Raw genomic sequence first — 25,514 nt, forward strand, 5'->3', positions numbered from 1 at the left:
ACCTTGGAACTTGGTTCTTTAATAGGGTTTATTGGAGGCATCATCATTATAGTCATAGGTATGATTACTTCAACAGAGAATATAGCGGACCTATCTATATTTATCAATGCTCCGTCTCTGCTTATTGTATTTGGCGGAACGCTTGCTGTACTGTTGATTTCTTATCCTCTGTCTCAGGCTCTCAACGGTTTAAAGGCCATTAGACTTATTTTTTCCGTTCCGAAAAATGACCCTGAATCTGCTATAAAAAACATTATAGATTTGGCTAACCTTGCCAGGCGAGAAGGTATCCTTGCCCTTGAAGAAAAAACCAATTCAATGGACGATGCGTTTCTTAAAAAAGGCATTATGTTAATTGTAGACGGAACAGACCCGGAGCTTGTCCGCTCTATTCTTGAGACAGAAATTACATATATAGAAGCAAGGCATGCTCAGGTAAGAAATTTCTGGGTTGATATGTCAAGCTTTGGTCCTGCTTGGGGAATGATTGGTACGGTTATAGGGTTAATTCTTATGCTTGGGAATATGGACCCGGATACGCTGGGCTCTAAAATGGCGGTTGCCCTTATCACTACATTTTACGGCTCGGTTATATCTAACTTTGTAAGCCTTCCTGTTGCCAACAAGCTGAAGTACTACGATACAGATGAAACCCTTATTAAAGAGGTTCTCATAGAAGGAATGCTGTCTATACAGGCTGGAGAAAACCCCAGAATTATTGAAGAAAAACTTAAATCTTTCTTCCCGCCAAATATTAGAGGAAATATAGAAAGCGGAAGAGGTGGGGCATAATGGCAAGACCTAAAAAGTCGGCAGATGCTACTGCAGGTAACTGGATTGTTACATATTCCGACCTTATGACGCTATTGTTATGCTTTTTTGTTATGCTTTATGCCAGTGCCGGCTCAGGCATGAGCGGGGGCGATGCGGGCATTTTAAGGCGAATATCTGCTTCTGTGGGAAGCAGCATAGGTATTCCCATGCTTGATAATAATTCAGGCTTTTCTGTGGGAAGCCTTCTCGGAAGCGGCATTACATATATGCCAAGTCTTTCAGAAGAGGCGCAGAGTGCCAAAGATGCTTATGAAAAAAGCCAGCAGGATATTAAAAATATGACGACGAATTTTAAAACGTATTTTGCGGATAAGGAGCAGCTTTCCGACCATGTGGAAATAGAGGCCGGAAGCACTTATGTAAAACTTAGCTTCAAAGAAGGCATTCTCTTTGATAAGGGAAGCGCCCAGCTTAAAAGGTCGGCTATTGATATTTTGGACCTTGTAAGTGCCGAGCTTAAAAATTATCCTGAAAATGCAATAAATATAGAAGGCCATACAGACAGCGACCCTATAAACACAGCTAAATATAAAGACAATTGGGCGTTATCCTTCGACAGGGCCGCCGAGGTTGGAAGATATTTTATAAATGAAAAAGGAATTGATCCAAGGAGAGTTGTTGCTATAGGTTACGGCGAGCATGCTCCTTTAGCTCCAAACGATACTGAAGCAAACAAAGCCAAAAACAGGAGAGTTGAAATAAAGATTACAAGTGACAGCTTTTCTGAACAATAAATTAATGATCGGCTTAAAGGAGAGAAGTGTATGGAGAAGAACAAGAAAATGATGATTGTTATAATAGCCTTGCTTGTAGTTTTGCTGGCTGTTATCATAGGCTTTGCCGTTTTTACATTTAGAATGATAGGCTCCAATAAATCGGAGGCTCAGGAAAAGGTTCAGATGGCGCCCGATACCTCTATTTTACAAAGTGAAAATGTAGGATTTACAACACCTCTTAATGTAAACCTTAAAAAAGGCGCAGACGGCGCAGAGCATGCCATAAGCATAAATGTTACCATCGTTATGGATTCTTCAGGAAAGGATGATGGAGAGCTTATAACGAAAATTAAGGATTCAGAATATATCATAAGAGACGTTACCCTAACGGTTTTACGGAATAAAACGATAGATGAAATAAGAGACGAAGATTCTATGGACATTATAAAACAGGAAATACTTACAAGACTTCAAGAAGAGTTTAAAACGAATATAATATATAAGGTGTACCTGGATAATTACTTCAGCGCATAACACAAAGCTTCAGGGCATGTAGATATTATATCGTTTTTGCTCATATAGCTTAAACAATGCAGCCAAGGCCGCAGATAAAGCTTATGTTTGTTTGGCTATAACCTTATTCAGAATGAAAAGCAGGTGAATAAATGAGTGACATTTTATCACAGGGTGAAATAGACAATTTATTGAGCGCTTTAACCAGCGGTGACACTCCTATTGCTCTTAAGGAGGAAATTGGGTTCAATGAAATAAAGGCCTATGATTTTAAAAATCCTTCAAAATTCAGTAAGGAGCAGCTCAGAACCCTTGAAATTATATTTGATAATCTTTCAAGGCTTTTAACGAGCTATCTTACAGGGTATTTGAGGACAAATGTGTCTATTGAGGTTTTGACCTCAGAGCAGATAACCTATAACAATTTCACCAACTCCTTAAGCAATCCCACCATTATCGCCATAGCTGATTTTGAACCCTTCAAAGGCTCTATAGTGCTTGAATTGTCAATGAATCTGGGCTATGCTATAATAGATAGAATATTGGGTGGGCCGGGATATCCCATGAATGAAAGCAGGGACCTTTCGGATATAGAAAAGACCCTTCTCGAACGGGTTTTTGCTCAGATACTTTACTACATGAGAGAATCATGGGCAAATGTAGCTGAAATAACACCTAAGTTTGATAAGATAGAGACGAATGTGCAGTTTGCTCAGGTTTTGCCTCCAAATGAAGTGACAGCTCTTATTACCTTAGAATTTAAAGTAGGGGGCAGCACAGGTTTTCTTAACTTTTGCATACCTCATGTAGTAGTAGAGCCTATTATGCAAAAGCTCAATTCTACCAACTGGTTCACCACCATAAAGGACGAGGAAAAAGGCTCTTTATATAAGGAACACCTTGAGACAAGCCTTGAGAATGCCCGTGTCAATGTATCTGCAATCGTCGGGAAGACAACTGTAACCGTTAGAGATTTTATAAATCTTCAGGAAGGCGATGTTTTGCTTTTAGATTCCTATGTAAATTCAGAAGTAAGCGTCAAGGTAGGAAATCTGGTTAAATTTTATGCAAAGCCCGGTATAAGCAGGGGGAAAAATGCCATACAAATAACATCAATTAGAGGGAAGGAGGAGTAGCCTATGGCAGACATGCTTTCACAGGAAGAAATAAACGCGCTGCTTGGAAGCGCCGAAATAAATGACATGATAAATAAAAATACCGAGGAAACGGTCCCAGCGAAGCCGAAGGTTTTATCTGAAGAGCAAATCGACATAATAGGTGAAGTAGGAAACATCAATATGGGTACGGCCGCCACTACTCTGTCTGCGCTGCTTAACCAGAAAGTAACAATAACCACCCCCACGGTAGAAATGCTCAATTGGGACGAAATTTCAGATATGTACGACAGGCCTTGTGTGGGTGTTAAAATAGACTATACAAAGGGTATAGAAGGCACTACGATTCTCCTTCTGGAAATAAAAGACGTAAAGATTATATCAGACCTTATGATGGGTGGCACAGGAGAAGTAAGCGACGACCTTGAACTAACGGACATCGATTTAAGTGCCATAGGAGAGGCCATGAACCAAATGATAGGCTCCGGTTCAACTTCTCTTGCGTCACTTACAAAAACTACCATAGATATAGCGACTCCAAGGGCTTTCAGACTGGATTTTAATGATCAGACTTTTTTTGACGATTTAGAGGCGAGTAAGAAAGAAACGGTTGTAACATCATTTTTCAAGATGAAAATCGGCAATCTGATAGATAGTGTTATGATGCAGGCAATGCCTCTTGAATTCGCTAAAAGCATGGTTGAAACTATGAAGGGAAATTATTCCGAGGCGCACCTGGAAGAGCCGGTGCCGGTGATAGAAGAACCTGCACCTAAGCCACAAGCTCCCGCAGTAGACCCTTTTGTCAAGGAGGCTGAACCACCAATGGAAACTAGGCCATATAGACCTGAACCTGAACCGAAACCTTACCAGAATGTAAGTGCAAGACCAGTAGAATTCCAAAGCTTTGATTATAGCGGCAGATCTTCTGCAAGAGAAAATATAGACATGCTTATGGACGTTCCCCTTGAGGTTGTGGTTGAACTGGGAAAAACCAGCAAGACCATCGAGCAGATTCTTGAATTTTCTCCGGGAATGGTAATAGAGCTTGATAAGCTTGCAGGGGAGCCGATAGACATTTTGGTTAACGGCAAATACATAGCCAAAGGCGAGGTTGTAGTAATAGATGAAAACTTTGCAATCAGAGTAACATCGATTGTAAACAGTGACTTAAGAATATAATGCATAAGATTGGGGGATTTTCCCTAAAAATATGCAAATAAAATGAATATTTGATAAAGTATTATAGCGAAATAAGCATAATTTCTGATATAATGTAAATAAAATTAAGCGAAGCTTAATTTTATTTACGCATGCATTTCCCAAAGAAAAAGGTATGCGTAACAAAATTATGTTTATGCTGCAATATTTATTTAAATGAAATTTATCGAATTCGCAATAATCTAACTTTATATTTTAGGAGTGAGAATAAATGTCTGATAAGACTATTTTGTTGGTTGACGATGCAGCCTTTATGAGAATGATGCTTAAAGATATTTTGACTAAAAACGGTTACAGCGTTGTAGGCGAAGCGGAAAATGGTATAAAAGCCATAGAAAAGTTTAAAGAGCTTAAGCCCGACCTTACAATACTCGACATTACAATGCCTGAAATGGACGGAATACAGGCAGCAAAGGGCATAAGAGCTGCCGATCCCAACGCTGTTATCATAATGTGTTCTGCAATGGGCCAGCAGTCAATGGTTATTGACAGTATACAGGCAGGAGCAAGAGACTTCATCGTTAAGCCCTTCCAGCCCAGCAGGGTTATTGAAGCCGTTCAAAAGGTTATAGGATAGAGGTTTGCGATGCTGTATTTAAATGCGAGCTCGATTAACGGCGGCTGGTCTATGTTTTCAATGATAGCCCAGCTTTTTTTCATATTGTTGGTATTTGCAGCGGTAGTGGCTTTGGCGATTTTTTCCACGAAATGGGTTGCTTCCGCCAAATATATAAAAAGAGGGAACAATAATCTTCAGCTTATGGACTCTATGAGCATAGGCTATCAGTCTGCTGTCCATCTTTTAAAATGCGGAAAGAAATATGTACTCATAGGCGTTACGAAAGAAAAGATTACAATGCTTACAGAAGTTCAGCCTGATGAGCTTGAAATAGCCGAAAAGCCTCAGGGAAGGCAAAAGGCTCATTTTGAAAAATATCTCGGAAGCTTCATAAAGACAGACGGTATCAGGAAAGATGATGATAAAAATGACTAGAAAAGGATTCAGGCAGATAATCTTACTTATCGTATTTGCCATTATGTTTTCTACGGCAAATAAAAGCCTTGCATATGCATCCTCTGGAAATATTGTTGAGATGCCAAGGCTTATTTTGGATTTTGGAAGCGGCTCCGGCGAGACGGACGAAGCGCCTGCCTCCGACTCAATTCAGCTGCTTTTTTTAATTACCATCATAGCCCTTGCCCCGTCTCTTCTTGTAATGCTTACTTCTTTTACAAGAATCATTATTGTTCTCCATTTTGTTCGTTCGGCCCTCGGAACCCAGCAGATGCCCCCCAATCAGATTTTAGTGGGCATAGCCTTGTTTCTTACCTTGTTTATTATGGGCCCTGTTTTTACAGAGGTTAATGAAACTGCTCTAAAGCCCTACGGAGCAAAGGAAATTACCCAGCAGGAAATGGTTGAAAGAGCAATGGTTCCCATAAGGGAATTTATGTTTAATCAGGTAGAGGATAAGGATTTAGGGCTTTTTGTGGAGCTTTCCGGCGAGGAATATGCTTCAATAGAAGAAATCCCCAATAAGGTTTTAATTCCGTCTTTTATTTTAGGTGAGCTTTCAAAGGGATTTATATTCGGTTTTTTCATTTATATTCCTTTTATCGTAATTGATATGGTGGTAGCTTCTATCCTTATGGCTATGGGTATGATGATGCTTCCGCCGGCCATGATAAGCCTTCCCTTTAAGATACTCCTTTTTATTCTTGTGGACGGCTGGGCCTATATTATAGAAATTCTTGCTATGAGCTTTAGGACTTAGGAGGTGGAATATGACTCAAGATGCTGTAATAGATATCATTCAGCAAGCAGTTATGACAGTTATTTTAGTTTCAGCGCCGCCTCTTTTAATGGGCCTTGGGGTAGGGGTTCTGGTGAGTATTTTCCAGACCATAACTTCAATTCAGGAGCCTACCTTGGCATTTGTTCCTAAAATACTTGCAGTTTTATTATCTCTTATTATTTTTGGATATTTTATGCTTACGACGCTTCAGGATTATGTGATGAATCTCTTTCAAATGATTCCTACGTATCTGACAGGCTGAAAGGCTTTAAAGGATAGAATATCAGCAAGGAACTAAGCTTTCGAGATGGGTTTTGAGTATATGGTAAACAGTATTTTCTTTACGGATTTCTTTAATAATATTGATATTTTAATGGTTATTCTGGTTAGGCTTACGGGGTTTTTTATCCTTCTTCCTATTTTTTCGGGAACGACTATACCCAATACCGCTAAAATAGCCTTTATTCTGCCTTTGGGGATTATGATATATTCCGGCGGAGCAGTTACGGAAATATCATATGATTCAAATACGGCAGGTCTTGTTTTCCTTCTCATTAAGGAATTTATGGTGGGGCTTACGCTATCTTTTGCCGTATATACCATATTTATGACCCTTTTTATGGCAGGCCAATTTATGGACTATCAGATTGGCTTTTCCATGGTAAGCATTTTTGACCCTGTTACGCAAATACAGGTTCCCATTACAGGTAATTTCCTATATATGCTTATTATACTGCTTCTTGTAAGAACAGGAGGTCTCCATGCCTTTATAGGGGTAATATTTAAAAGCTTTGAGGTACTCCCTGTGGGAACAGCAGAAATTTTCAGCAATAAATTCATAGCATCCTATATGCTAAGCCTTTTGACAGATTATTTTTCTCTCGGGGTTCAAATAGCCATGCCCATTGTAGGAGCGATATTCATCGTTGATATATCTTTAGGGCTTCTTGTTAAGGCGGCGCCCCAGATGAATGTTTTCGTTGTAGGTATGCCTATAAAGCTTTTGATAGGGCTTTATATTCTTTATTATATCATCCCGGTTTTTGCCGGGGTTTACGACCATTTATTTGAGCAGTCTTATAAGGCTGTTATCAATATCATGGGAGGACTGAGCCCTTAATGACAGATACAGATTGCAGCAAAGTCCCTTCTCCTATGAAAATTAAAGATACCAGTAAAGCAGAGTATCATACACCAACTTTGAAAATGAGGCTTTCCTTCTTCGCAGAAGGAGCCGGCGGAGAAAAAACCGAGGCCCCCACCCCGAAACGCCGTAAAAAGGCAAGGGAGGAAGGGCAGGTGGCCATGAGTCCGGAAGTCGGCACAGCCTTTCTATATATTGTTATTTTTACAGCAATAAAGAGCTTCATGCCTTCTGTATTTAAGAATATACAGGAAGTCTTTTATATTTCCCTGGATAAAATTCAGGATTTTTCCAAGGCGCCCGATGTAAAATACGCAGTAGACCTTATTAACTTTATGTTTTTAAGGATTATCATTATTGCGCTGCCGCTTCTTTTAGTGGCTTTGGTTGTAGGGCTTATATGCAATTTCCTTCAGGTCGGATGGAATCCTACCTTAAAGCCCATGCAGCCGAAGTTTTCAAAGCTTAACCCTATCGCAGGAATAAAGCGTATGTTTTCCTTCAGGGCAATTGTAAACTTCCTGAAATCCATATTAAAGCTTGGTATCATAGGATATGTAATTATTGATAAGCTTAGCAAGGAAATGGATTCAATACCTAATATAATCAATTTAAGCCTTATGGAGTCAGTCATTTACATAGGGGGCATTGCTTCAGACCTTGGCGTCACCGTAGGGGTATGGTTTCTTATCATAGCGGCTCTTGATTTTTCCTATCAGAAGTTTAAACACGAAAAGGACCTTAAAATGTCCAAATACGAGATTAAACAGGAATATAAGGAAAGCGAAGGAGACCCCCAGATAAAAGGTAAAATCAGAAGGCGTATGCAGGAAGCTTCCATGAGAAGAATGATGCAGGCCGTTCCTACGGCAGATGTAATCATAACAAACCCTACCCATTACGCCGTAGCCATTTCCTATGACAGAGAAGGGCAGAAGGCCCCTTTGGTCGTTGCCAAGGGTGTAGACTATGTAGCCCAACGAATTAAGGAAAAGGCTAAGGAAGCAGATATTGAAATCGTTGAAAACAGAGAACTTGCGAGAGCGCTATACTCGCTTGTTGATATAGGCAAGGAAATACCGCCGGAGCTTTATCAGGCCGTTGCGGAAATACTTGCTTTTGTATATAAGCTTAAAAACAAGATTTAGACAGAGGGGTGCAGTTCTTGAAACCTAGAGACGCCATAATCGGTATTGCCGTTATTTCGATTATAGCCATAATGATGATTCCACTTCCCATAGAGATGATGGACTTTTTGCTGATGATTAATATCGGTATCGCTCTTATTGTGCTTTTAGATGCCCTTTATTCGAATGACCCTCTGCAAATGTCCTTTTTCCCGACGATTCTTTTGATTATAACGATATTCAGGCTTGCTCTGAGTATCAGTACAACAAGGCTTATCCTTGGAAAAGGCTATGCAGGCAAGGTCGTTGAGGCCTTCGGCAATTTCGTTGCCGGAAATAATCTAATTTTAGGGCTTATTATGTTCCTGATTCTTGTAATCGTAAACTTTCTTGTTATTACGAAAGGCTCTGAGCGGGTATCGGAAGTTACTGCAAGGTTTACCCTTGATGCTATGCCCGGAAAGCAGATGGCTATCGATGCCGACTTAAATACAGGTCTTATTGACGAGGACGAAGCAAGGTCAAGAAGAAAGAAAATACAGGACGAGTCTAATTTTTACGGCGCTATGGACGGTGCCAGTAAATTTGTTAAAAATGATGCTATTGCAGGTCTTATTATAACCTTTATAAACCTCATCGGCGGCATTGCCATGGGGGTTTTAGGCTATGCCAGTGAAGACGGAGCGAGAATGAGCTTTGGTGAAGCCGCTCAGGTGTTTTCCCTTATGACCATAGGAGACGGCCTTGTAACCCAGATTCCTGCCCTTTGTATTTCAACGGCAATGGGTCTTTTGGTTACCAAGGCAAATACCGATGAAAAGATCAGCGTGGCCCTTGGCAGGCAGCTTTTTGGCCAGCCCATAGCCCTGATTATCGCCGGATTTGTTATGATAGGTTTCGGCATATTTACCCCGATGCCTACGTATCTTTTCATACCCTTCGGCATATTTTTAATCATATGCGGTTATCAAATGGACAGAAGCAATAAGATAAAGAGCGTAAGCGAAGAAATCATTGCTTCCGATGACGAAGCGGAAGAAATAAGAAGGCCGGAAAACGTCGTAAGCCTTTTAAATGTAGACCCGATACTTTTAGCTTTTGGATACGGTTTGATTCCTCTTGTGGATTCCAGCCAGGGAGGAGACCTTCTCGACAGGGTTGTAATGATCAGGCGCCAAATTGCTTTGGAGCTTGGAGCCATTGTTCCTATTATACGCCTAAGAGACGATATAAAAATCAACCCCAACGAATACAGGATACTGATAAAAGGCGTTGAGGTCGCCAAGGGGGATATCTTATTTGACCATTATATGGCCATGAATCCCGGATATGTGGAAGAAGAAATTGACGGAATCGAAACGGTGGAGCCTTATCTTGGCCTTCCCGCATTATGGATAAGCGAAAGCCAGAGAGAAAGGGCGGAAGCCTACGGATATACGGTAGTAGATGCCCCGGCGATTATTGCTACCCATCTTACGGAAGTCATCAGGGATAATCTTCATGAGCTTATTTCAAGGCAGGACGTTCAAACACTGATTGAAAATGTGAAAGAAAGCAATCCCGTCCTTATTGACGAGCTTGTGCCTAAGCTTATGTCTGTGGGGGATATTCAGAAGGTTCTTGCAAACCTTTTAAAGGAATCCATATCCATAAGGGATTTGGTAAGCATATTAGAGACTTTGGCAAATTACGCCACCGTTACAAGAGATATAGACCTTCTTACGGAATATGTAAGGCAGGCCCTTAGAAGAGCCATTTCACAGAAGTTTTTCGACAGTGAAATGAATACGGTTATAACCCTTGACCCAGAGCTTGAGCAGGAGATTATGTCCAATATTCAGACGACAGAGCAGGGCTCTTATATCGCGCTTGACCCTTCCATGACCCAGAAAATATTCGACAGCCTTAATTCTCAGGTTTCAAAGCTTGCTTCCATGGGGCTTCAGCCTATAATTTTAACGTCGCCTATTGTAAGAACGTATTTTAAACGCCTTATAGAGCAAACGATGCCGGAGCTTATTGTTTTAAGCTATAATGAGCTTGAGCCAAACATTGATATACAATCCATAGGGATGGTGAGCGTATAGATGAAACTTAAAAAATATGAGGGTTATTCGGAAGCAGAAGCCATCTCTGCGGCAAAGGCTGAACTTGGGGAAAATGCTGTTATTATAAGCATAAGGACCGCAAAGCCCGGTGGCCTTTTCGGATTTTTAAAAAGAAAAGTAACAGAGGTTACAGCCGCCTTTGACGATGAGGAAGCCGAAAGGCAAAAGGAGCTTCGCATGAAGCAGGAAAGGCTGAATGACGAAATGAATAAGCTTTTAGTGGAAAAAGAGCTTAGAAACAGAAAGATTTCCGACCAGCAGCAGGCCATCGAAAAGCTTCAGGCGGAGCTTAAAGAGGCAAGCTATAAATTAAGTCTTTCGGAGAGGAAGAGTGCCGCCGAAAGAGAGTATGCCAACAGCATTTTGCAGGCCTTTTACGACACCATGACAAATCAGGGGGTTTTGCCGGAAATTGCCGTTGAAGTTCTTGAAGAAGCACGGCAAATGTCGGAAAGAGAGAATATTAATATTAACTTGGCTGCCAAAATAGTGTATAATAATATTATAAATATTTTAGGCAGGCCCCAGCCGATTTTTTCAGAAGACGGCTCTGATACGCCTAAAACACTGTTTTTTATGGGGCCTACAGGCGTAGGAAAAACAACGACAATAGCTAAAATAAGCGCTAATCTTATATTCAGACACAGGCTGAAAGTAGGGCTTATAACCTCCGACACCTATAGAATAGCAGCTGTTGAACAGCTGAAAACCTATGCCGACATCTTAGGCATAGAAACAGGAGTCGTTTATGAGCCTAAGGAGCTTGAACCCCACCTTGAAAAAATGTCCCCTATTTATGACGTAGTATGTATAGATACGGCAGGAAGAAGCCACAGAAACGATGAAAGCCTAAACGATATCAGAGAGCTTTTAACCTATCTTGATGACTCATGCAGAAAATATCTTGTTTTAAGCTTAACAACCAAATATGAGGATTTAATAAGCATCATCAATAAGTTTTCTGAAATAGCGGATTTCAGGCTTATTCTTACCAAGTGGGACGAAACTTTAAGCTACGGCACCATATTGAACATATGCTATAAAACAGGCAGAAAGGCTGATTATCTTACTATGGGCCAGAATGTACCCGATGATATAGAGCTTATGGAGCCTGAAATACTTGCAAGGGCCTTGCTTGGACTGGGGGACGGATTTAATGGCGGATCAGGCATATAATTTAAGAAGCCTTATGAAAAATAAGGAAGCGCAGGAGAATAAAGAATTACAGCTTTCTGCCAGAGTTATTACCGTTACGAGCGGCAAAGGCGGCGTAGGAAAAAGCAATTTCACTCTTAACCTTGGCTTGTATATGAAAAGCCTTGGTAAAAGGGTTATCATAATCGATGCGGATTTCGGTCTTGCCAATATAGAGGTTCTTATGGGGGCAATGCCGAAATATACGCTTTTAGACGTAATAAAAGGCAACTGCGGAATCATAGAGGCCCTTGCGGAAGGGCCGGAGGGAATAAAATTCATATCCGGCGGTTCGGGGCTTTCTCAGCTTGCAGATATGGACGAAAGTCAGGTGGCCAGCTTAATAGAAAGCTTAAGCCTTCTTGATAGCTTGGCAGATATTATATTGATTGATACGGGGGCGGGAATTTCCAAACAGGTTATAAATTTTATATTGGCTTCCAAGGAAACCATCATTGTTACCACACCGGAGCCGACAAGCATCACAGATGCTTACGCCATAATAAAAACCATGAAGGAAAAGGAAAGAAGCCTTCCTGAAATCAATATCCTCGTCAACAGAACAGACGGAATTAAGGAAGGAACCGAGGTTTACAGCAAGCTTGAAAGGGTTTGCCGCCAATTCTTATCTATTGACGTTAAATATCTTGGCTATCTTCCCAATGATCCATATCTTGTTAAGGCGGTTAAAACTCAGGTTCCCGTTTCTATAGCTTATCCTGCTTCTCCTGTAGCAAGAAGGATTGCGAAAATAAGCGATGACCTTCTTTCGAAAAGCAGAAGCATAGAAGAAGAGGATAGAGGCGTTAAAGGCTTTATAAAAAACTTTATAAGGAAACTCAAGCAATAAAATATAAAAACATTATATTTTGATCGCCGAAGGGGGAAGGGCCTATGCTGTATAAGAGCATAAAAACTGGAGACAGAGTTGAAATCCAGCTTAAAAGGGACTATAAAAACAGCAAAGTATATGTAAGCCAGGTTGAAGACGTCAGAAAAGATAAAAGGGTATTGGTATATATGCCCATAAGCTACGGAAAGATTATAGAAATTCCTCTGAATTTATCTTATGAATTTTTGTTTTTTACTGATGGGGGCCTTATTAAATTTGAAGGTAAGGTTGAAAAATACATTTATGATGATAAATTTTCTTTCATGCTTCTTAAATTAGAATCGGAAGGCGAAAGCGTTCAGCGCAGAGATTACTATAGGCTTCCCTGTGCCCTCACAATGAAATTTGCCAAATCTTCAAAGGACGGAGAAGAAGAGGAAGGAAGCGAAGAAGAGCTTCACTCCGGCGTAATAAAAGATATAAGCGGCGGCGGCATAAAATTTGTATCTAATTTTGACGTTGAGGAAAAGGATTTTATCAAATGTATCATTGATTTAAAGACGAATGAAATCGTAGTCCTTGGAGAAATCGTTCAGAAGTTTTATTTTCCCAAATCTAATTACAGATACCAGTATAGGGCAAAATTTTCAGGAATCCTTCCTTCTGCCCAGGAGCAAATCATACAATTTATATTTGAAGAACAAAAAAGGCAGCTTAGAAGAATGCAGGAATAAAAACTAAACTGCGTAAAACTGCAGCTAAACAATAAGCAAAGTAAAATTACTATATTCCAAGCAGTTTAACCTATTTTAAAGCAGGATTTAAACTGCAAGAATTGTTTTTTGCATATGCTTTAATCTTATTTAATGATAAATTACCGTATGGCATTTATTTCCCAAGGTGCCAAAAGACGGAATAATTGATATTAGGAGGGGTGATGTTTTGAGCGAGGATTATGATATATTAACCAGCATGCATTTTGATGTACTACGGGAGCTTGGGAACATAGGCTCAGGAAATGCAGTTACTTCTCTTGCTAAAATGTTGGATAAAAAAGTTGATATGAGTGTTCCTTTAGTCCAATTCCTTAATCTTTCGGATTTGGCCGGTGCCATAGGAGGGCCAGAAAATTACGTCGCAGGGGTTCTTGTAATGTTAAGCGGCGGTCTTAACGGCATTATGATGTTTCTCCTTGAGCAAAAGGGCGCTAAGGTTCTGATTAATGAATTGTTTTCTAATATATCAAATAAGGATGCGGACTTACCTTTAGAAGAGATAGAGCTATCGGCTCTGAAGGAACTTGGTAATATTTTGACTAATTCATATTTAAATTCTTTATCGGTTATGCTTAACCTTGATATAAAACCTTCTGTGCCTTCCCTTGCCATTGATATGGCCGGAGCAATACTTTCTGTTCCTGCCATAGAATTCAGCAAGGTTTCGGATAAGGTTTTATTTATAGATACGATTTTTAAAACAACCGATACAGATGTTGACGGATACTTTATACTGGTTCCTGAGTTTGACTCCTTTAAAATAATAATGTCAAATTTAGGGGTTTTATAGTATGGACAAAGAAAAAATCATTGTCGGCATGGCAGACTTAAAGGCAGCCAAGCCTCCATTTATACTTACAACTTTGGGGCTTGGCTCCTGTGTCGGAATCGCGCTTTATGATAAAGTGACAAGAGTTAGCGGCCTTGCCCACGCGATGCTTCCCGATAGTACTAAAATCAACAACAACTCGAACAAATCAAAGTTTGTTGATACCTCTGTAGTAGAGCTTATAAGAGAAATGACAAAGCTCGGAGCAAATAAAAAAAATCTTGTTGCAAAGCTTGCCGGCGGTGCCCAGATGTTTGCTTTCGACTCTACCGTTGAAAGCATGAGAATAGGCGACAGGAACACAGAGGCAGCCATTAAGGTTCTGGGAGCGCTTGGAATCCCCCTTCTGGGAATGGATACAGGCAAAAATTACGGAAGAACCATAGAGCTTCTTGAAGACGGTATGCTTCTCATTAAAACCATAGAGCATGGAACTAAAATCTTGTAAATCAGTTAAAAATCCCCTGTGAATTTTATGCTTAATAAAACTCATAAGCAGAAAGGATTCACTGTATAGAGATAGAGGTACATTATGGATATTGGTAAAAAATTCCCTATTATAGTAAGTACGCTTACAGGTATCATTACGATAATCTATTCCTTTGCAGCAGAATTTCACGCCTTTAAAACCATAAGAAGCCTATTGATTGTAATGGTCATAAGCTTTGTTTTATCCACCATCTTAAAGGTTTATCTGGATAAAAAGGTTTTTTATGAAGGAAAATCAGATACTGCTGGCAATGAACTTGATGATGAAACTTTAGAAGGCACTGACCCTTTGTATGACATGAATATGACAGACTTTACAGCAAACGCGGATAATTTGGAAGATGATTCCTTGATAGAGGAAGAAGAGCCCCTTGAAAGCTTATCCTATGATGGGGATAAATAGGCCTTGTTTTGTGGACAAGTCTGTGTTAAACGATTGGCTTTGTGATCGTCAGGAATATAATTATTCTCTTAGGTGGTGCTTTTGTGGACAAGAATGATAAGATTTGGTCGGCTTATGCCAAAACTAAAGACAGCGCCCTGAAGGAACAGCTGATAATAGAATACGCACCCCTTGTTAAGTATGTAGCAGGGCGATTAAGCGTGCATTTAGGCCATAAAGTTGAATACGAAGATTTGGCAAGCTATGGAATATTCGGCCTTATAGACGCCATAGATAAATTTGACTACGGCAAGGGCGTTAAATTTGAAACTTACGCTTCCCTTAGAATAAGAGGGGCTATTATAGATAATATACGAAAGCTAGATTGGGTTCCAAGAACATTAAGGCAGAAAAATAAGCAGCTTGAACAGGCCCTTCAGGAGCTGGAGCTTCAGTACGGAAGGGAGCCTACCGAAGAGGAATTATCGGAAAAGCTTGATATATCAATAGACGAAACAAGAGAGCTTATCAGAAAAACCTCTATTTTATCCTTGGTTTCCTTGGATGATTATTTGAATCAAAATCATGAGGAAAGCCTTTCGCATAGAAATTCTGATACGGATACTCCCGAAAGCCAGTACGACAAAAAAGAAATCAAGAAAATGCTTGTGGATGCTATCGATAAATTATCTGACAGAGAGAAAAAGGTTATAACCCTTTATTATTTTGAAGATTTGACCCTAAAGGAAATCAGCTGTATTATGGGTGTATCCGAATCGAGAATATCCCAGATACATTCAAAGGCTGTGTTGAGGCTTCAGGCAAAACTAGGAAAGCATAAGTCTATACTCTATATGTGACAGGGCCTTTTTGCTTTTAAATCTCATAAAGGCTTGCTTTACCATATCATCAGGAGAAGGCAAATTGGCCGTATTCATTATGAAATCTGTTTGTTAAGTTTGCTGGGAGGTTATTCACATAAAAGCTGAAATTAACATCATAAAAGGAGAGACTTTTTTACTTCTGGACGGTGAATTTCCAGATATAGACTCCCTTAAAAACACAATACTTTCAGAGCTATATAGAAATGGTATAACAAATATAAAGCTTAACGACGATACATTAATTAAGCTTATGGATTCGGGCAAGGAAAGAAAATATTTAAGGATATCTTCTGAAGCTGCCCTTTTTGTAAAAGATGAAGAAATATTTATTGACGTATCTGAGGACGCCATGAAATGCTATATTTATTTCACACCGCCTGAAAAGGAGGGCAGATGTCTTTCAGAAGAAGAAGTACTTGCTTTTCTTACGAAAAGAAATATTGTGAGAATCAATCGCAGGGCGGTTCAGTCAGCCCTTGAAAAAAAAGATTATTCCCTGAAGTATTTAGTTGCGGAAGGGGTGTTTCCCCTTGACGAATACGACGGTTATATAGAAGTTTTATTTAATTATCATAAAAAGGACTATAAGCCTGCAATAACTGAAGACGGAAGAGCCGATTACAGGAATCTGAATTACGTAGAAAATGCCGTAAAAGGGCAGGTCCTCGCAAAAAGGATAGACCCTGTTCCTGGAAAAGAAGGAATAGACGTATATGGCAGGGCGATTGCCTATAAAAAGGGCAAAGTAGCCCCGCAGCTGATTGCAGGAAGAAATACGTTTATCTCTGATGATAATAATCAGCTTATTGCTTCTAAAAGCGGAGAAATATTATATATGGGCAGAAGAATAAACATCTCTGAGGTGCTTGAGATAAATTCTGACATAGGCCCTTCCACAGGAAATATAAATTTTGTAGGCTCTGTTAAGATAAAGGGCAATGTGGCAATGGACTACGAGGTAAGGTCCGGCGGAAACATAGAGATTTTCGGAACCTTTGAAGGAAAAAGCCTTATAGCAGAAGGGGATATTACTGTAAGCGGAGGAATCCAAGGCAAGAAAAATACAGTTATTTCTGCTAAGGGCAATTTAAGCGCTAAATTCTTATCTGGGGCGGAGATTAATACAGGGGGAAGCATTTACTCCGACAGTATCCTCCGCTGTAAAGTAAGCTGCGGTGGAAGCATTGAGCTTTGCGGTCCTAAGACTATTCTATCCGGCGGAACTGCCGTGGTTCATAAATTTATCAGTTCAGACATTATAGGCTCTGCTATGGCGGCTCCTACAGAAGTTGTGGTAGGCCTTAATCCTGTGCTTTATACAAAATATATGGATATTACTCATAACCTTACAGAGCTTAAAGAAAAGGCCGAAGAATATGCTAAAAGCATCGGCGTATTCAAAAGAAACGGGCTTATGGAACTTTCGGAAGAGAGAAAGAAAACCTATTACGGCTTTGTGCATTCCTTAAAATATACTCAGCAAAAAATATCGGAATTATCGGCGGAAGCCGTAAAAATAAAAGAAGCTTTGGATAATGAAAAAAATTCAGGAGAAATCTTAGTAAAAGAGATTATCCACGGCGGAGTAAAGATTCAAGTAGGCAATTCTGTCATGTATATAAGGGATTCTATTAAAAAATGCAGAATTACCAATGAAAACAATAAAATAGTAATTAAACACCAGTAAGTGTAGTGTATTATTATACTTTCCGGCGGTATGGAGACGTTGACCTTTTGATGACAAGGCGGGTGATTTGATGCAAAGCTTTATGTTCCCTGTTGATGAAAGACTGATTATTAATGTCAGTGAGGATAGAATGAGTGCTACGGCTATTTTTTATCCTAGTGAAAAAGGAGGCAGACAACTAGAAAAGAAGGATATAATCACTATAATAAACGAAAGCAAAGTTACCTACGGCATCGATCAGGAGCTTGTGGAAAGGCTTTCGGAAGGCCAGAGGGAATATAATAAGTTCTATGAAATAGCCAAAGGCTATGAAGGGGCAGAAGGAGAAGACGGAAAGCTGGAGTGTTTTTTTAACACAGGAGAAAAAAACTATGCGCCTAAAGTAGCAAGTGACGGCACTGTAGACTATAAGAATTTAGGTCTTATAGAATATGTGGAAAAAGGAACTCTTCTTGCAAGGATTACCCCTCCTACAAAAGGCATAAACGGGAAAGATGTATATGGAAGAGAGTTAAGAAGGCCCCATGGAAAGGCCGCCCCAAGGCTTCCCAAGGGCCGTAATACAGTAGTTTCCAAAGACGGCACGGAGCTTATTGCTTCTGAAAGCGGCCAGATATTATACATAAACGGAATCGTAAGCATCATGGAATTTGTTGAAATAAAAGGCGATGTGAATAATGCCACGGGAAATATAAATTTCAATGGTTCCGTAGTAATCCATGGAAATGTACTTTCAGGTTTTAAAGTGCATGCCACGGGAAATATTGATATCAGAGGGTTTATAGAAGGCGGAGAAGTCGTAAGCGGCGGCAATATAAAAGTCGGTAAAGAAATCATCGGAATGAATAAATCTTACATTGAGGCAAAGGGAAATGTAAGCTGTATGCTTATAAAAAATGCTGACGTTTATGCCCAGGGAAATATTTATTCAGACGGTATAATGCACTCTAATATAAAATGCGACGGAAGCCTTGAGCTGAAAGGCAAAAAGGGTATTCTCGTAGGCGGAAAGATCATTGTAAGAAAAGAAATAGACGTTAATATCATAGGCTCTCCCATGTCCACAAGTACAGATATTAAAGTAGGTATTGATGTTGAGTTATTTGATAAATATAAGACTCGTGCGGAAGAGCTTTTAGACCTGAAGAAACATTTTGAAGAAATTTCAACGGTTATTTCGGGGGTTAATAAAATTAAGGATGTCAATCTTCTTCCGGCTGCAAAAAAGAAATCCTATATTAATACTCTTTACGAGGCTCAAAGGCTAAAAAATAGAATTGACGAGCTTCAGACAGAGCTTATTGCGCTTAGAAGTGATCTTGATAAATATAAACACAGCGGCAGAATATATGCAAGGCAGATAATACATTCGGGCGTAAGCCTTCAGATAGGAAATGCCGTAATGAATATAAGAGACAGTGTCTACGGGGCCATTGTCGTAAACGAAGACGGGCATATTAAGCTTTTGTCTATTTAGCTTTTGAAGGGAGGAATTATCATGTCTATAAAACCGGTTGATTTTCAAGTTTCCATACCGAGAAGCTCTGAGGTAGCAAAAGTAGGCCAATTAACAGGCAGAGGAGACGAGGCGCAGCAGGTGTTTTCCCAGGAGCTTCAAAAGCAGGTCAAGCAGGAGAACAGCCAAATTATTAATACTCAAAAAACCGAGCATAATAAGATAGATAAAGACGGAAGAAATAAAGACAGGAACAGCCAGAAAAAGCAAAAGAAGGATTCCAAAGATAAAAAGAAGGAAACCGGCAAAAAATCTCAAGGTTCCAGTACCAGTCTTTACGATATAAGCATATAACAGAGGTGGATAATGCTTGATATATTGATTTTTATATCAATGTTAACAGGAATTACATTAACTTTATATTCCCTTTTTAAAATTAGGTCCGAAGGCTCTGAAAAGGAAAAAAGCACTGATACGGAAAGCTTATCCAGATATATGGAGGAAGCGGACGAAGCAGCTGAAGATTTACACAGGCTTTCTCAAGGGGTTATTGAAGAAATAAACGGCAAATATCAGGAGCTTATTTATTTATATAATCTTATTGAAGAAAAGGAAAAAAAGCTTACAATACCGGAATTTGACGCCTATGCCGGAGATGATTATAAAAAAATCCCTACAAAATCAAAGGAAGCTTCCCCCCCGAAGACTTATTTTACCCATAATCCCCGATATGAAGAAATATATTCTCTTAAAAAATCGGGATTAAGCACAGGGGATATCGCTAAGAAGCTTAATATGGGCCAAGGTGAGGTTGCCCTTATTCTGGAATTAGGAAAGGATAATGAATATGCACCTTAGGAGCTTTACTTTAGGCCTTGGCGTAGGCATAATGATTATTTCCGCAATATTTTATGCAGGGACCCTTATTTTTAAGCCTGCGCCAGAAACAAAGACATTAACTCAGGAAGTGGCGCTTACAGACGCTCAGATAGAAGAAAGAGCAAGAAAAATGGGTATGATTTTTATTAAGGAGCTGCCTGTAAAAGGGGATGAAATTAAAAACACCCTTTCCGATGAGGAAATAATTGAACGGGCACTGGCACTTGGGCTTCAAGAGAAGGACAGCAAAGAAGGCATAAAGGAAAGTTCTCAGGAAGAGCCGAAAGAAACAGTAAAATTAACCATTTACTCAGGCGACAGCACTCAGCAAATATCCAATCTTTTATATGAAAAAGGCATCGTAGATGATGCAGAAGCCTTTACTAAATTTGTTCTTGAAAGCCAAAAGACCACAAGGCTTCGAGCCGGTGAATTTGAGCTTTATAAAAATATGAAATATGAAGATGTCTTATATGCGCTTACTAAAAAGAGATGATATATACTTCGCTCACTATAGAATAATACAGGCATATGCCTGTATTATTTTTTATCTTTGCTTTGCTGTATATAGTAAATTTCAAATGAAACAGTAATAAAAATCGTATATTTTGAATGGCTTAAACATAAGGATTTTACATGTTTAAGCCGTTTATGAAAAATAGATTTTTATTACATCCTTCAGTGAAATTTACTATAAGCTGCGACAAACGTATGAAAAAACGGAGCAAGATTTGTAAATCTTCCTGCATGTATCGCCAAAGTTTTATTTTGGCAACAGGACAAACGCTTTTATACGTTTGTTCTGTGTATAAGTTTTTATTTATGGCTTTTTTATTTTTAACAGGTTATAATAATTGATATATTGAATAAAATTATATTATATTCTTTAGGCGGTATCTGAAAACAGGCTAACTTTTTTTGGCCTTTTTAGGTACACCAACAGAATATTTAATTATTTCACTCTATTGGGAGGCCTTTTATGGAAGGAAACAGATCAAAATTTTTACAGGGAATGATTGCCGGAGTAGTTCTTGTTATTTTAGCCAATATCTTTGCTACGTCTGTGGTCCCTGTGCTCTTTAAAGAAAATGAGGTTTTATCTCAGGAGGTTTCAAAAAAGAAAATAGATGAAATACATAATTATATTAACAATTTTTATGTAGAAGATTATGATGAAAACGAGCTTGAGGAAGGCATGTATATGGGTTATGTTTACGGCCTGGGAGACAGATATTCATCTTATATGGATAAAGAAACCTTTAATAAATTTATGGAGCAGACCTCAGGCATTTATGCCGGTATCGGCGCTGTAGTAAGCGATTCCGATGATGGAAGGGTTCTTGTAATATCGCCTTATGACGGTTCTCCGGCGGCAAAGGCCGGCATCCTGGCAGGCGATATTATAACGGAAGTAAACGGTCTTGATATAAGAAACGCCGGTGTTGATTCCGTAGTTGCTATGATGAAGGGCAAGGAAGGCACCAAAGTAAATCTTACCGTATACAGAAAAACCGATAACAGCCTTTTTGACGTGGAGCTTACCCGGGAAAAAATAACAGTTCCTACGGTAAGTTATGAAATGCTTCCTGATAGTATGGGATATATAAGGATTTCAGGTTTTGAAGGCGTGACCTACGACCAGTTTAAACATGCCCTTGAAGACCTTAAATCCCAGAATATGAATGGTCTTATTATTGATGTGAGAAATAATCCCGGAGGGATTTTAGAAGAAGTTGCTAAAATATCCGATGAACTTGTTCCAGAAGGAATAATCGTTTATACAGAGGATAAAAACGGAAATAAAGAATATCGGAATTCAGATTCCCAATATCTTGATATTCCCCTTGTGCTTTTAGTAAACGGCAACAGCGCATCGGCTTCCGAGGTTCTTGCAGGGGCTATAAAGGATTACGGCGTAGGCGCTATCGTAGGGGAGCAGACCTTTGGAAAAGGCGTTGTTCAAAGCCTCTATCCGCTGAAAGACGGAAGCGCCATAAAGCTTACTACCGCAAGATATTATTCACCTAAGGGAATCTCCATTCACGGTGAGGGCGTTACCCCGGATTATGTTGTTCCTATGAATCAGGAGCTTTCCAACAGAGCAGGCTCTTTAGAATTTGATGAAGATATACAGCTTCAAAAGGCAGTTGAGCTTTTAAAGCAGTAGATGTATATAGTAAATTTAAAGTTAAACAGTAGCAAAGCCGTATATTCATGCAGGCTTTTACTGCTTCTTCATAATAAATTTACTATAAAATAGTTTTTATTGACTTCTATTTATATAAAAAACAGGGAATAAAGCTTTTGCTTTATTCCCTGTTAATTTTATAGAAAATTACTTTTTAGGGGAAAATACCTCTAACCTTTTTCGCATTTACGATTCTCTCAAGAGCAACCATGTAAGCGGAGTTCCTTAAGGTAGTGTTCTTTTCAAGAGACTTAGCGTAAACTTCTTCAAAGGCCTTAACCATAACCTTTTCAAGCTCTGCATTAACGTTTTCAACTTCCCATGCAAGAGACTGAATGTTTTGAACCCATTCGAAATAAGAAACAACAACGCCGCCTGAGTTTGCAAGGATATCAGGAACAACGAGAATGCCTCTGTCTTTTAAAATTGGGTCTGCGGAAACAGCAACAGGGCCGTTGGCAGCTTCAACAATAATTTTCGCTTTAATGTCGTTAGCGTTAGCTTCGTTAATCTGATTTTCCAAAGCAGCAGGAATAAGAACAACGGTTTCAAGCTCAAGAAGCTCTTTATTGCTGATAAACTTAATTCCTTCGCCCTTATAATCTTTAAGAAGAGTGCCTCTTACAGAGAGGAAGTCAAGAATTTCAGGAATATTAAGACCGTCTTCTTTGTAGATACCTGTGGAAACGTCACTTACAGCGATGATTTTTAAGCCAAGTTCATTAAGGAGTCTTGCTGTCTGAGAACCAACGTTACCCATACCCTGAATAACTGTAGGTGTTCCCTTAGGCTCCATATGGAGTTTCTTAAGAATTTCTCTTGTGGCAATCATAACGCCGCGGCCTGTAGCTTCTGTTCTGCCGAGAGAACCGCCAAGCTGAATAGGCTTTCCAGTAACTACGCCTGGAACACTGTGGCCTTTAAACATTGAATATGTATCCATGATAACAGCCATAACGTCTGCGTTTGTTCCAACGTCTGGCGCAGGAATATCTATCTCCGGTCCTATAATAGGAAGGATCATTGCTGTGTAACGGCGTGTAAGTCTATTGATTTCCTTCTGTGACAATTTTGTAGGGTCAACTTTAACGCCGCCCTTTCCGCCGCCGTAAGGAACATTAACAACGGCACATTTAAATGCCATCCAACCGGCAAGAGCCTTAACTTCTTCCGCATTAACGTCCTGATGGTATCTGATACCGCCTTTAGCAGGACCTCTGAGTGTAGAATAATGAACCCTGTAGCCTTCAAATACCTTAATCGTACCATCGTCCATCTCAACGGGAACAGATACCTTAAGCTCTCTTTCAGGATAACGGATTACGCTGTAATCGCTTTCCTCATAGCCGAGCATGCCGGCAACGCTGTCGATGATCGTAAGCAAGTCCTCATAAGGATTATAAACTTTTTCCATGTCCAATCTCCTTGTTTTTAATTTTAATCTTATTCTAATCATAACACTAAGACTTTCTTTACTCCTAATATTATAACCTGTCCAATATAAACAATCAAGCCATTTTATAGCCCAGTATTTCTGAACTTTTTGCTATACATTATATTTTGAAATTCACACAATTTAAAGTTTCACTTAATTTTATATAAATTTTCATAATCTTTATCATGATTAATTTGTTAATCTTTTAATTTTCGAAAGTGAATTTTGCATAAAGAGATAATTCATTTTTTAGTATTTTCAATTGTCAAAATGCCCTTTTCACTTAAAATAAAATTGAAAAAAATAAAACGAGGCAGTTTTCAGCCCTTTTTACTGATGAACATTACTAACAAATAATTAAAAGGTATGTTTAAAATGCACATAAGCAAATAGTGCCATTATTATATGTGTTTCTGATGTAGCCGCTGAAATTGCGGGGCGATATTTCGCCGAAAAAATAAAATGCCGTAAAATTAAGCCCTAGGCATCGAAGCTTTTCTTTAGCCAAATCTCCTTCCATATGATAATTCGGCGACATAACAAAATATCTTGAAAAGCAGGATATACAAAGAATTGTAGAATAGGTGCAGCCATACGCTTCTTCATTTTCCTTTATCTTTTTTATAAGATTATCTATAGCAGTAGAAAAGGACGCCGTAATATCGCTTTTTCTTAGAAAACCCACATTTGCGACGGCTCCTTCCTCGATGCTGCCAATGGAAATACCGCATCCTGTTTTTTCATCTATGCCTATTATGGTTCTCAAATACTGATATTTTTCACCGTTTCTTGTGCTTTCTATTAAAAGAGGGGTGGGAATAAATTTCATGTTTTTTTCCTTATCCGCTGAAGAATGAAGGGAAATGCCTATATTTTTTATATATTCTATAAATGTCATATCTCCCAGAGCATAAATGACATTATCTTTTGCTTTGGTAATGGTTCTTTTCTGGCCGCCTACGTTTAAAAGGCTGTAATCCGAGATAAAAATAGGATTTATATTGCCTGCAATCAGAAGGATTGCAAGCCTGTCGTCATAGGCGCCGCCTTTTAGAAAAAGCATTCCCTGTCTTCCGCGGCCACCGGTGGGCATTCCCCCGAAAGTAGGGATGTTAAAGGATGCAAGAGACAGAGCTTCAATATATTTATCTATTAATATATTTTCTTTAAAGCAGGGAATTGCAAATATCATCTTGGCGCGTTTTCCCAGAGCTTTTTCTCCTCTTAAATAGCAGCTTTCAATTTCACGATTTATATTTTTATGGTCTATTTTTCCAGACAGCTCCACATGGAAAGAGCAGGTGTCGGAAGTAAGCACAGTCAAACAAATACACAATTCGTCATAGCCTTTGACTTTGTCAATGATTCCTACGGTGGTGCTTCCGATTATTTCAAAATCAAACTTTTCATTTATTTTTTTAGCAAGAGAGAACTTATCAATATCATAATCGCTTAATAAAATACCGACGGTGTTTTTTTTAAGCTCAGTGCCATTATAAATTTGATTATACAGCTCGTCTGCCGCTTTATTAATATCGTCAAGCTCATATGTAAATGCGTTAAATGATTTCACCATATCACCCCAATACAACTTATATCGTTCACTTTATAAAATGATTTGAGGTAAAATTAAATAATTCTGTATTATACTTGAATTTATATAAAACCATAGCATTGCAATTTGATTTTTTCTTATTTCATGTTTATATCTTCTTCAATCAGATATTTATAGGGTCATAAAAGTAAATAGACTACATAACTGATTATAATTACAAAAAAGGAGAAGTAAATTAGACGTAAATATACCAATAAGTTAAATTTCTTAAAAGCACAATTTATAATACTGGAAAGTTAGAAGAAAATAATCAAAATTTCAATATTATATTTTAAAATATAGCATATTTTCAAA

At 38.9% G+C, this 25,514-nt stretch carries 27 protein-coding genes; 25 read left to right on the plus strand and 2 right to left on the minus strand.

Features of this window, described 5'->3' with window-relative positions:
- The first annotated feature begins 3 nt into the window (after positions 1–3).
- The 25 genes from NBX03_RS03330 (at position 4) to NBX03_RS03450 (ending at position 22,149) form a co-directional block, all read left to right on the plus strand.
- Positions 4–792 carry a motility protein A gene (locus NBX03_RS03330; RefSeq protein ID WP_250229360.1) on the plus strand — a complete coding sequence of 263 codons (789 nt, stop codon included), beginning with the start codon at positions 4–6 and terminating at the stop codon, positions 790–792.
- Positions 792–1,568, plus strand: coding sequence for an OmpA/MotB family protein (locus tag NBX03_RS03335; protein WP_250229361.1), 777 nt, complete (start codon positions 792–794; stop codon positions 1,566–1,568). Before NBX03_RS03330 ends, NBX03_RS03335 begins: the two co-directional genes overlap by 1 nt.
- A gap of 30 nt (positions 1,569–1,598) precedes the next feature.
- Entirely contained in the window at positions 1,599–2,084 is a 486-nt protein-coding gene (locus NBX03_RS03340; protein WP_250229362.1) for a flagellar basal body-associated FliL family protein, read from the plus strand.
- Between the two features lie 131 nt (positions 2,085–2,215).
- On the plus strand, positions 2,216–3,199 hold the full coding sequence (gene fliM, locus NBX03_RS03345) for a flagellar motor switch protein FliM (protein WP_250229363.1): 984 nt from the start codon (positions 2,216–2,218) through the stop codon (positions 3,197–3,199).
- A 3-nt stretch (positions 3,200–3,202) separates the two neighbouring features.
- Entirely contained in the window at positions 3,203–4,360 is a 1,158-nt protein-coding gene (gene fliY / locus NBX03_RS03350; protein ID WP_250229364.1) for a flagellar motor switch phosphatase FliY, read from the plus strand.
- A gap of 250 nt (positions 4,361–4,610) precedes the next feature.
- A complete protein-coding gene (locus NBX03_RS03355; RefSeq protein ID WP_250229365.1) occupies positions 4,611–4,976 on the plus strand; it encodes a response regulator in 366 nt (121 codons plus the stop codon).
- A 9-nt stretch (positions 4,977–4,985) separates the two neighbouring features.
- On the plus strand, positions 4,986–5,393 hold the full coding sequence (locus NBX03_RS03360) for a FliO/MopB family protein (protein WP_250229366.1): 408 nt from the start codon (positions 4,986–4,988) through the stop codon (positions 5,391–5,393).
- Positions 5,386–6,174: a flagellar type III secretion system pore protein FliP gene (gene fliP, locus NBX03_RS03365; protein WP_250229367.1), complete on the plus strand. Its 789-nt coding sequence runs from the start codon at positions 5,386–5,388 to the stop codon at positions 6,172–6,174. Before NBX03_RS03360 ends, fliP begins: the two co-directional genes overlap by 8 nt.
- Positions 6,175–6,184: 10 nt before the next feature.
- Entirely contained in the window at positions 6,185–6,457 is a 273-nt protein-coding gene (gene fliQ, locus NBX03_RS03370; protein ID WP_250229368.1) for a flagellar biosynthesis protein FliQ, read from the plus strand.
- Between the two features lie 45 nt (positions 6,458–6,502).
- Positions 6,503–7,315, plus strand: a complete 813-nt coding sequence (gene fliR / locus NBX03_RS03375) for a flagellar biosynthetic protein FliR (protein ID WP_250229369.1) — start codon at positions 6,503–6,505, stop codon at positions 7,313–7,315.
- The gene (gene flhB / locus NBX03_RS03380) at positions 7,315–8,487 is read left to right on the plus strand and encodes a flagellar biosynthesis protein FlhB (RefSeq protein WP_250229370.1); all 1,173 of its coding nucleotides are present in this window, start codon (positions 7,315–7,317) and stop codon (positions 8,485–8,487) included. The genes fliR and flhB overlap by 1 nt, the downstream gene beginning before the upstream one ends.
- A gap of 17 nt (positions 8,488–8,504) precedes the next feature.
- Positions 8,505–10,553, plus strand: a complete 2,049-nt coding sequence (gene flhA / locus NBX03_RS03385) for a flagellar biosynthesis protein FlhA (protein ID WP_267134869.1) — start codon at positions 8,505–8,507, stop codon at positions 10,551–10,553.
- Complete coding sequence (gene flhF, locus NBX03_RS03390) at positions 10,554–11,750, plus strand: flagellar biosynthesis protein FlhF (protein ID WP_250229371.1); 1,197 nt, start codon at positions 10,554–10,556, stop codon at positions 11,748–11,750.
- Complete coding sequence (locus NBX03_RS03395; protein WP_250229372.1) at positions 11,731–12,618, plus strand: MinD/ParA family protein; 888 nt, start codon at positions 11,731–11,733, stop codon at positions 12,616–12,618. Before flhF ends, NBX03_RS03395 begins: the two co-directional genes overlap by 20 nt.
- A gap of 44 nt (positions 12,619–12,662) precedes the next feature.
- Positions 12,663–13,334, plus strand: a complete 672-nt coding sequence (locus tag NBX03_RS03400; RefSeq protein WP_250229373.1) for a flagellar brake protein — start codon at positions 12,663–12,665, stop codon at positions 13,332–13,334.
- Between the two features lie 208 nt (positions 13,335–13,542).
- Complete coding sequence (locus NBX03_RS03405) at positions 13,543–14,166, plus strand: chemotaxis protein CheC (protein ID WP_250229374.1); 624 nt, start codon at positions 13,543–13,545, stop codon at positions 14,164–14,166.
- A gap of 1 nt (position 14,167) precedes the next feature.
- Positions 14,168–14,653 (plus strand): chemotaxis protein CheD, encoded by a 486-nt coding sequence (locus NBX03_RS03410; RefSeq protein ID WP_250229375.1) that lies wholly within the window; start codon positions 14,168–14,170, stop codon positions 14,651–14,653.
- An 84-nt stretch (positions 14,654–14,737) separates the two neighbouring features.
- The gene (locus NBX03_RS03415) at positions 14,738–15,097 is read left to right on the plus strand and encodes a hypothetical protein (protein ID WP_250229376.1); all 360 of its coding nucleotides are present in this window, start codon (positions 14,738–14,740) and stop codon (positions 15,095–15,097) included.
- An 83-nt stretch (positions 15,098–15,180) separates the two neighbouring features.
- The gene (locus tag NBX03_RS03420; protein ID WP_250229377.1) at positions 15,181–15,936 is read left to right on the plus strand and encodes a FliA/WhiG family RNA polymerase sigma factor; all 756 of its coding nucleotides are present in this window, start codon (positions 15,181–15,183) and stop codon (positions 15,934–15,936) included.
- A gap of 274 nt (positions 15,937–16,210) precedes the next feature.
- Positions 16,211–17,647 carry a DUF342 domain-containing protein gene (locus tag NBX03_RS03425; protein WP_250229378.1) on the plus strand — a complete coding sequence of 479 codons (1,437 nt, stop codon included), beginning with the start codon at positions 16,211–16,213 and terminating at the stop codon, positions 17,645–17,647.
- 70 nt (positions 17,648–17,717) lie between these two features.
- Entirely contained in the window at positions 17,718–19,124 is a 1,407-nt protein-coding gene (locus tag NBX03_RS03430; RefSeq protein ID WP_250229379.1) for a FapA family protein, read from the plus strand.
- Between the two features lie 21 nt (positions 19,125–19,145).
- Positions 19,146–19,457 carry a hypothetical protein gene (locus tag NBX03_RS03435; protein ID WP_250229380.1) on the plus strand — a complete coding sequence of 104 codons (312 nt, stop codon included), beginning with the start codon at positions 19,146–19,148 and terminating at the stop codon, positions 19,455–19,457.
- A 12-nt stretch (positions 19,458–19,469) separates the two neighbouring features.
- Complete coding sequence (locus NBX03_RS03440) at positions 19,470–19,961, plus strand: DUF6115 domain-containing protein (protein ID WP_250229381.1); 492 nt, start codon at positions 19,470–19,472, stop codon at positions 19,959–19,961.
- Entirely contained in the window at positions 19,951–20,478 is a 528-nt protein-coding gene (locus tag NBX03_RS03445) for an endolytic transglycosylase MltG (RefSeq protein ID WP_250229382.1), read from the plus strand. The genes NBX03_RS03440 and NBX03_RS03445 overlap by 11 nt, the downstream gene beginning before the upstream one ends.
- Positions 20,479–20,961: 483 nt before the next feature.
- Complete coding sequence (locus NBX03_RS03450; protein ID WP_250229383.1) at positions 20,962–22,149, plus strand: S41 family peptidase; 1,188 nt, start codon at positions 20,962–20,964, stop codon at positions 22,147–22,149.
- A gap of 175 nt (positions 22,150–22,324) precedes the next feature.
- Here NBX03_RS03450 and NBX03_RS03455 read toward each other — a convergent pair whose 3' ends face one another.
- Positions 22,325–23,584 carry a Glu/Leu/Phe/Val family dehydrogenase gene (locus NBX03_RS03455; RefSeq protein WP_250229384.1) on the minus strand — a complete coding sequence of 420 codons (1,260 nt, stop codon included), beginning with the start codon at positions 23,582–23,584 and terminating at the stop codon, positions 22,325–22,327.
- Positions 23,585–23,975: 391 nt separating this feature from the next.
- Positions 23,976–25,181: an FIST N-terminal domain-containing protein gene (locus tag NBX03_RS03460; RefSeq protein ID WP_250229385.1), complete on the minus strand. Its 1,206-nt coding sequence runs from the start codon at positions 25,179–25,181 to the stop codon at positions 23,976–23,978.
- Positions 25,182–25,514 lie beyond the last annotated feature (333 nt).

Source organism: Anaeropeptidivorans aminofermentans, from assembly GCF_940670685.1.
GTDB classification, from domain to species: Bacteria; Bacillota; Clostridia; order Lachnospirales; family UBA5962; genus Anaeropeptidivorans; species Anaeropeptidivorans aminofermentans.

Bases quoted from the DNA above. Each gene is read 5' to 3' on its own strand.
- NBX03_RS03435 (WP_250229380.1), top strand. From the start codon at position 19,146: ATGTCTATAAAACCGGTTGATTTTCAAGTTTCCATACCGAGAAGCTCT.
- flhB (WP_250229370.1), top strand. From the start codon at position 7,315: ATGACAGATACAGATTGCAGCAAAGTCCCTTCTCCTATGAAAATTAAA.
- NBX03_RS03455 (WP_250229384.1), bottom strand. From the start codon at position 23,584: ATGGAAAAAGTTTATAATCCTTATGAGGACTTGCTTACGATCATCGAC.
- NBX03_RS03410 (WP_250229375.1), top strand. From the start codon at position 14,168: ATGGACAAAGAAAAAATCATTGTCGGCATGGCAGACTTAAAGGCAGCC.
- fliR (WP_250229369.1), top strand. From the start codon at position 6,503: ATGGGTTTTGAGTATATGGTAAACAGTATTTTCTTTACGGATTTCTTT.
- NBX03_RS03440 (WP_250229381.1), top strand. From the start codon at position 19,470: ATGCTTGATATATTGATTTTTATATCAATGTTAACAGGAATTACATTA.
- NBX03_RS03415 (WP_250229376.1), top strand. From the start codon at position 14,738: ATGGATATTGGTAAAAAATTCCCTATTATAGTAAGTACGCTTACAGGT.
- NBX03_RS03400 (WP_250229373.1), top strand. From the start codon at position 12,663: ATGCTGTATAAGAGCATAAAAACTGGAGACAGAGTTGAAATCCAGCTT.
- NBX03_RS03335 (WP_250229361.1), top strand. From the start codon at position 792: ATGGCAAGACCTAAAAAGTCGGCAGATGCTACTGCAGGTAACTGGATT.
- fliM (WP_250229363.1), top strand. From the start codon at position 2,216: ATGAGTGACATTTTATCACAGGGTGAAATAGACAATTTATTGAGCGCT.
- NBX03_RS03395 (WP_250229372.1), top strand. From the start codon at position 11,731: ATGGCGGATCAGGCATATAATTTAAGAAGCCTTATGAAAAATAAGGAA.
- NBX03_RS03355 (WP_250229365.1), top strand. From the start codon at position 4,611: ATGTCTGATAAGACTATTTTGTTGGTTGACGATGCAGCCTTTATGAGA.
- NBX03_RS03445 (WP_250229382.1), top strand. From the start codon at position 19,951: ATGCACCTTAGGAGCTTTACTTTAGGCCTTGGCGTAGGCATAATGATT.
- NBX03_RS03425 (WP_250229378.1), top strand. From the start codon at position 16,211: ATGGATTCGGGCAAGGAAAGAAAATATTTAAGGATATCTTCTGAAGCT.
- NBX03_RS03340 (WP_250229362.1), top strand. From the start codon at position 1,599: ATGGAGAAGAACAAGAAAATGATGATTGTTATAATAGCCTTGCTTGTA.
- fliQ (WP_250229368.1), top strand. From the start codon at position 6,185: ATGACTCAAGATGCTGTAATAGATATCATTCAGCAAGCAGTTATGACA.
- NBX03_RS03430 (WP_250229379.1), top strand. From the start codon at position 17,718: ATGCAAAGCTTTATGTTCCCTGTTGATGAAAGACTGATTATTAATGTC.
- NBX03_RS03460 (WP_250229385.1), bottom strand. From the start codon at position 25,181: ATGGTGAAATCATTTAACGCATTTACATATGAGCTTGACGATATTAAT.
- fliP (WP_250229367.1), top strand. From the start codon at position 5,386: ATGACTAGAAAAGGATTCAGGCAGATAATCTTACTTATCGTATTTGCC.
- NBX03_RS03450 (WP_250229383.1), top strand. From the start codon at position 20,962: ATGGAAGGAAACAGATCAAAATTTTTACAGGGAATGATTGCCGGAGTA.
- fliY (WP_250229364.1), top strand. From the start codon at position 3,203: ATGGCAGACATGCTTTCACAGGAAGAAATAAACGCGCTGCTTGGAAGC.
- flhF (WP_250229371.1), top strand. From the start codon at position 10,554: ATGAAACTTAAAAAATATGAGGGTTATTCGGAAGCAGAAGCCATCTCT.
- NBX03_RS03360 (WP_250229366.1), top strand. From the start codon at position 4,986: ATGCTGTATTTAAATGCGAGCTCGATTAACGGCGGCTGGTCTATGTTT.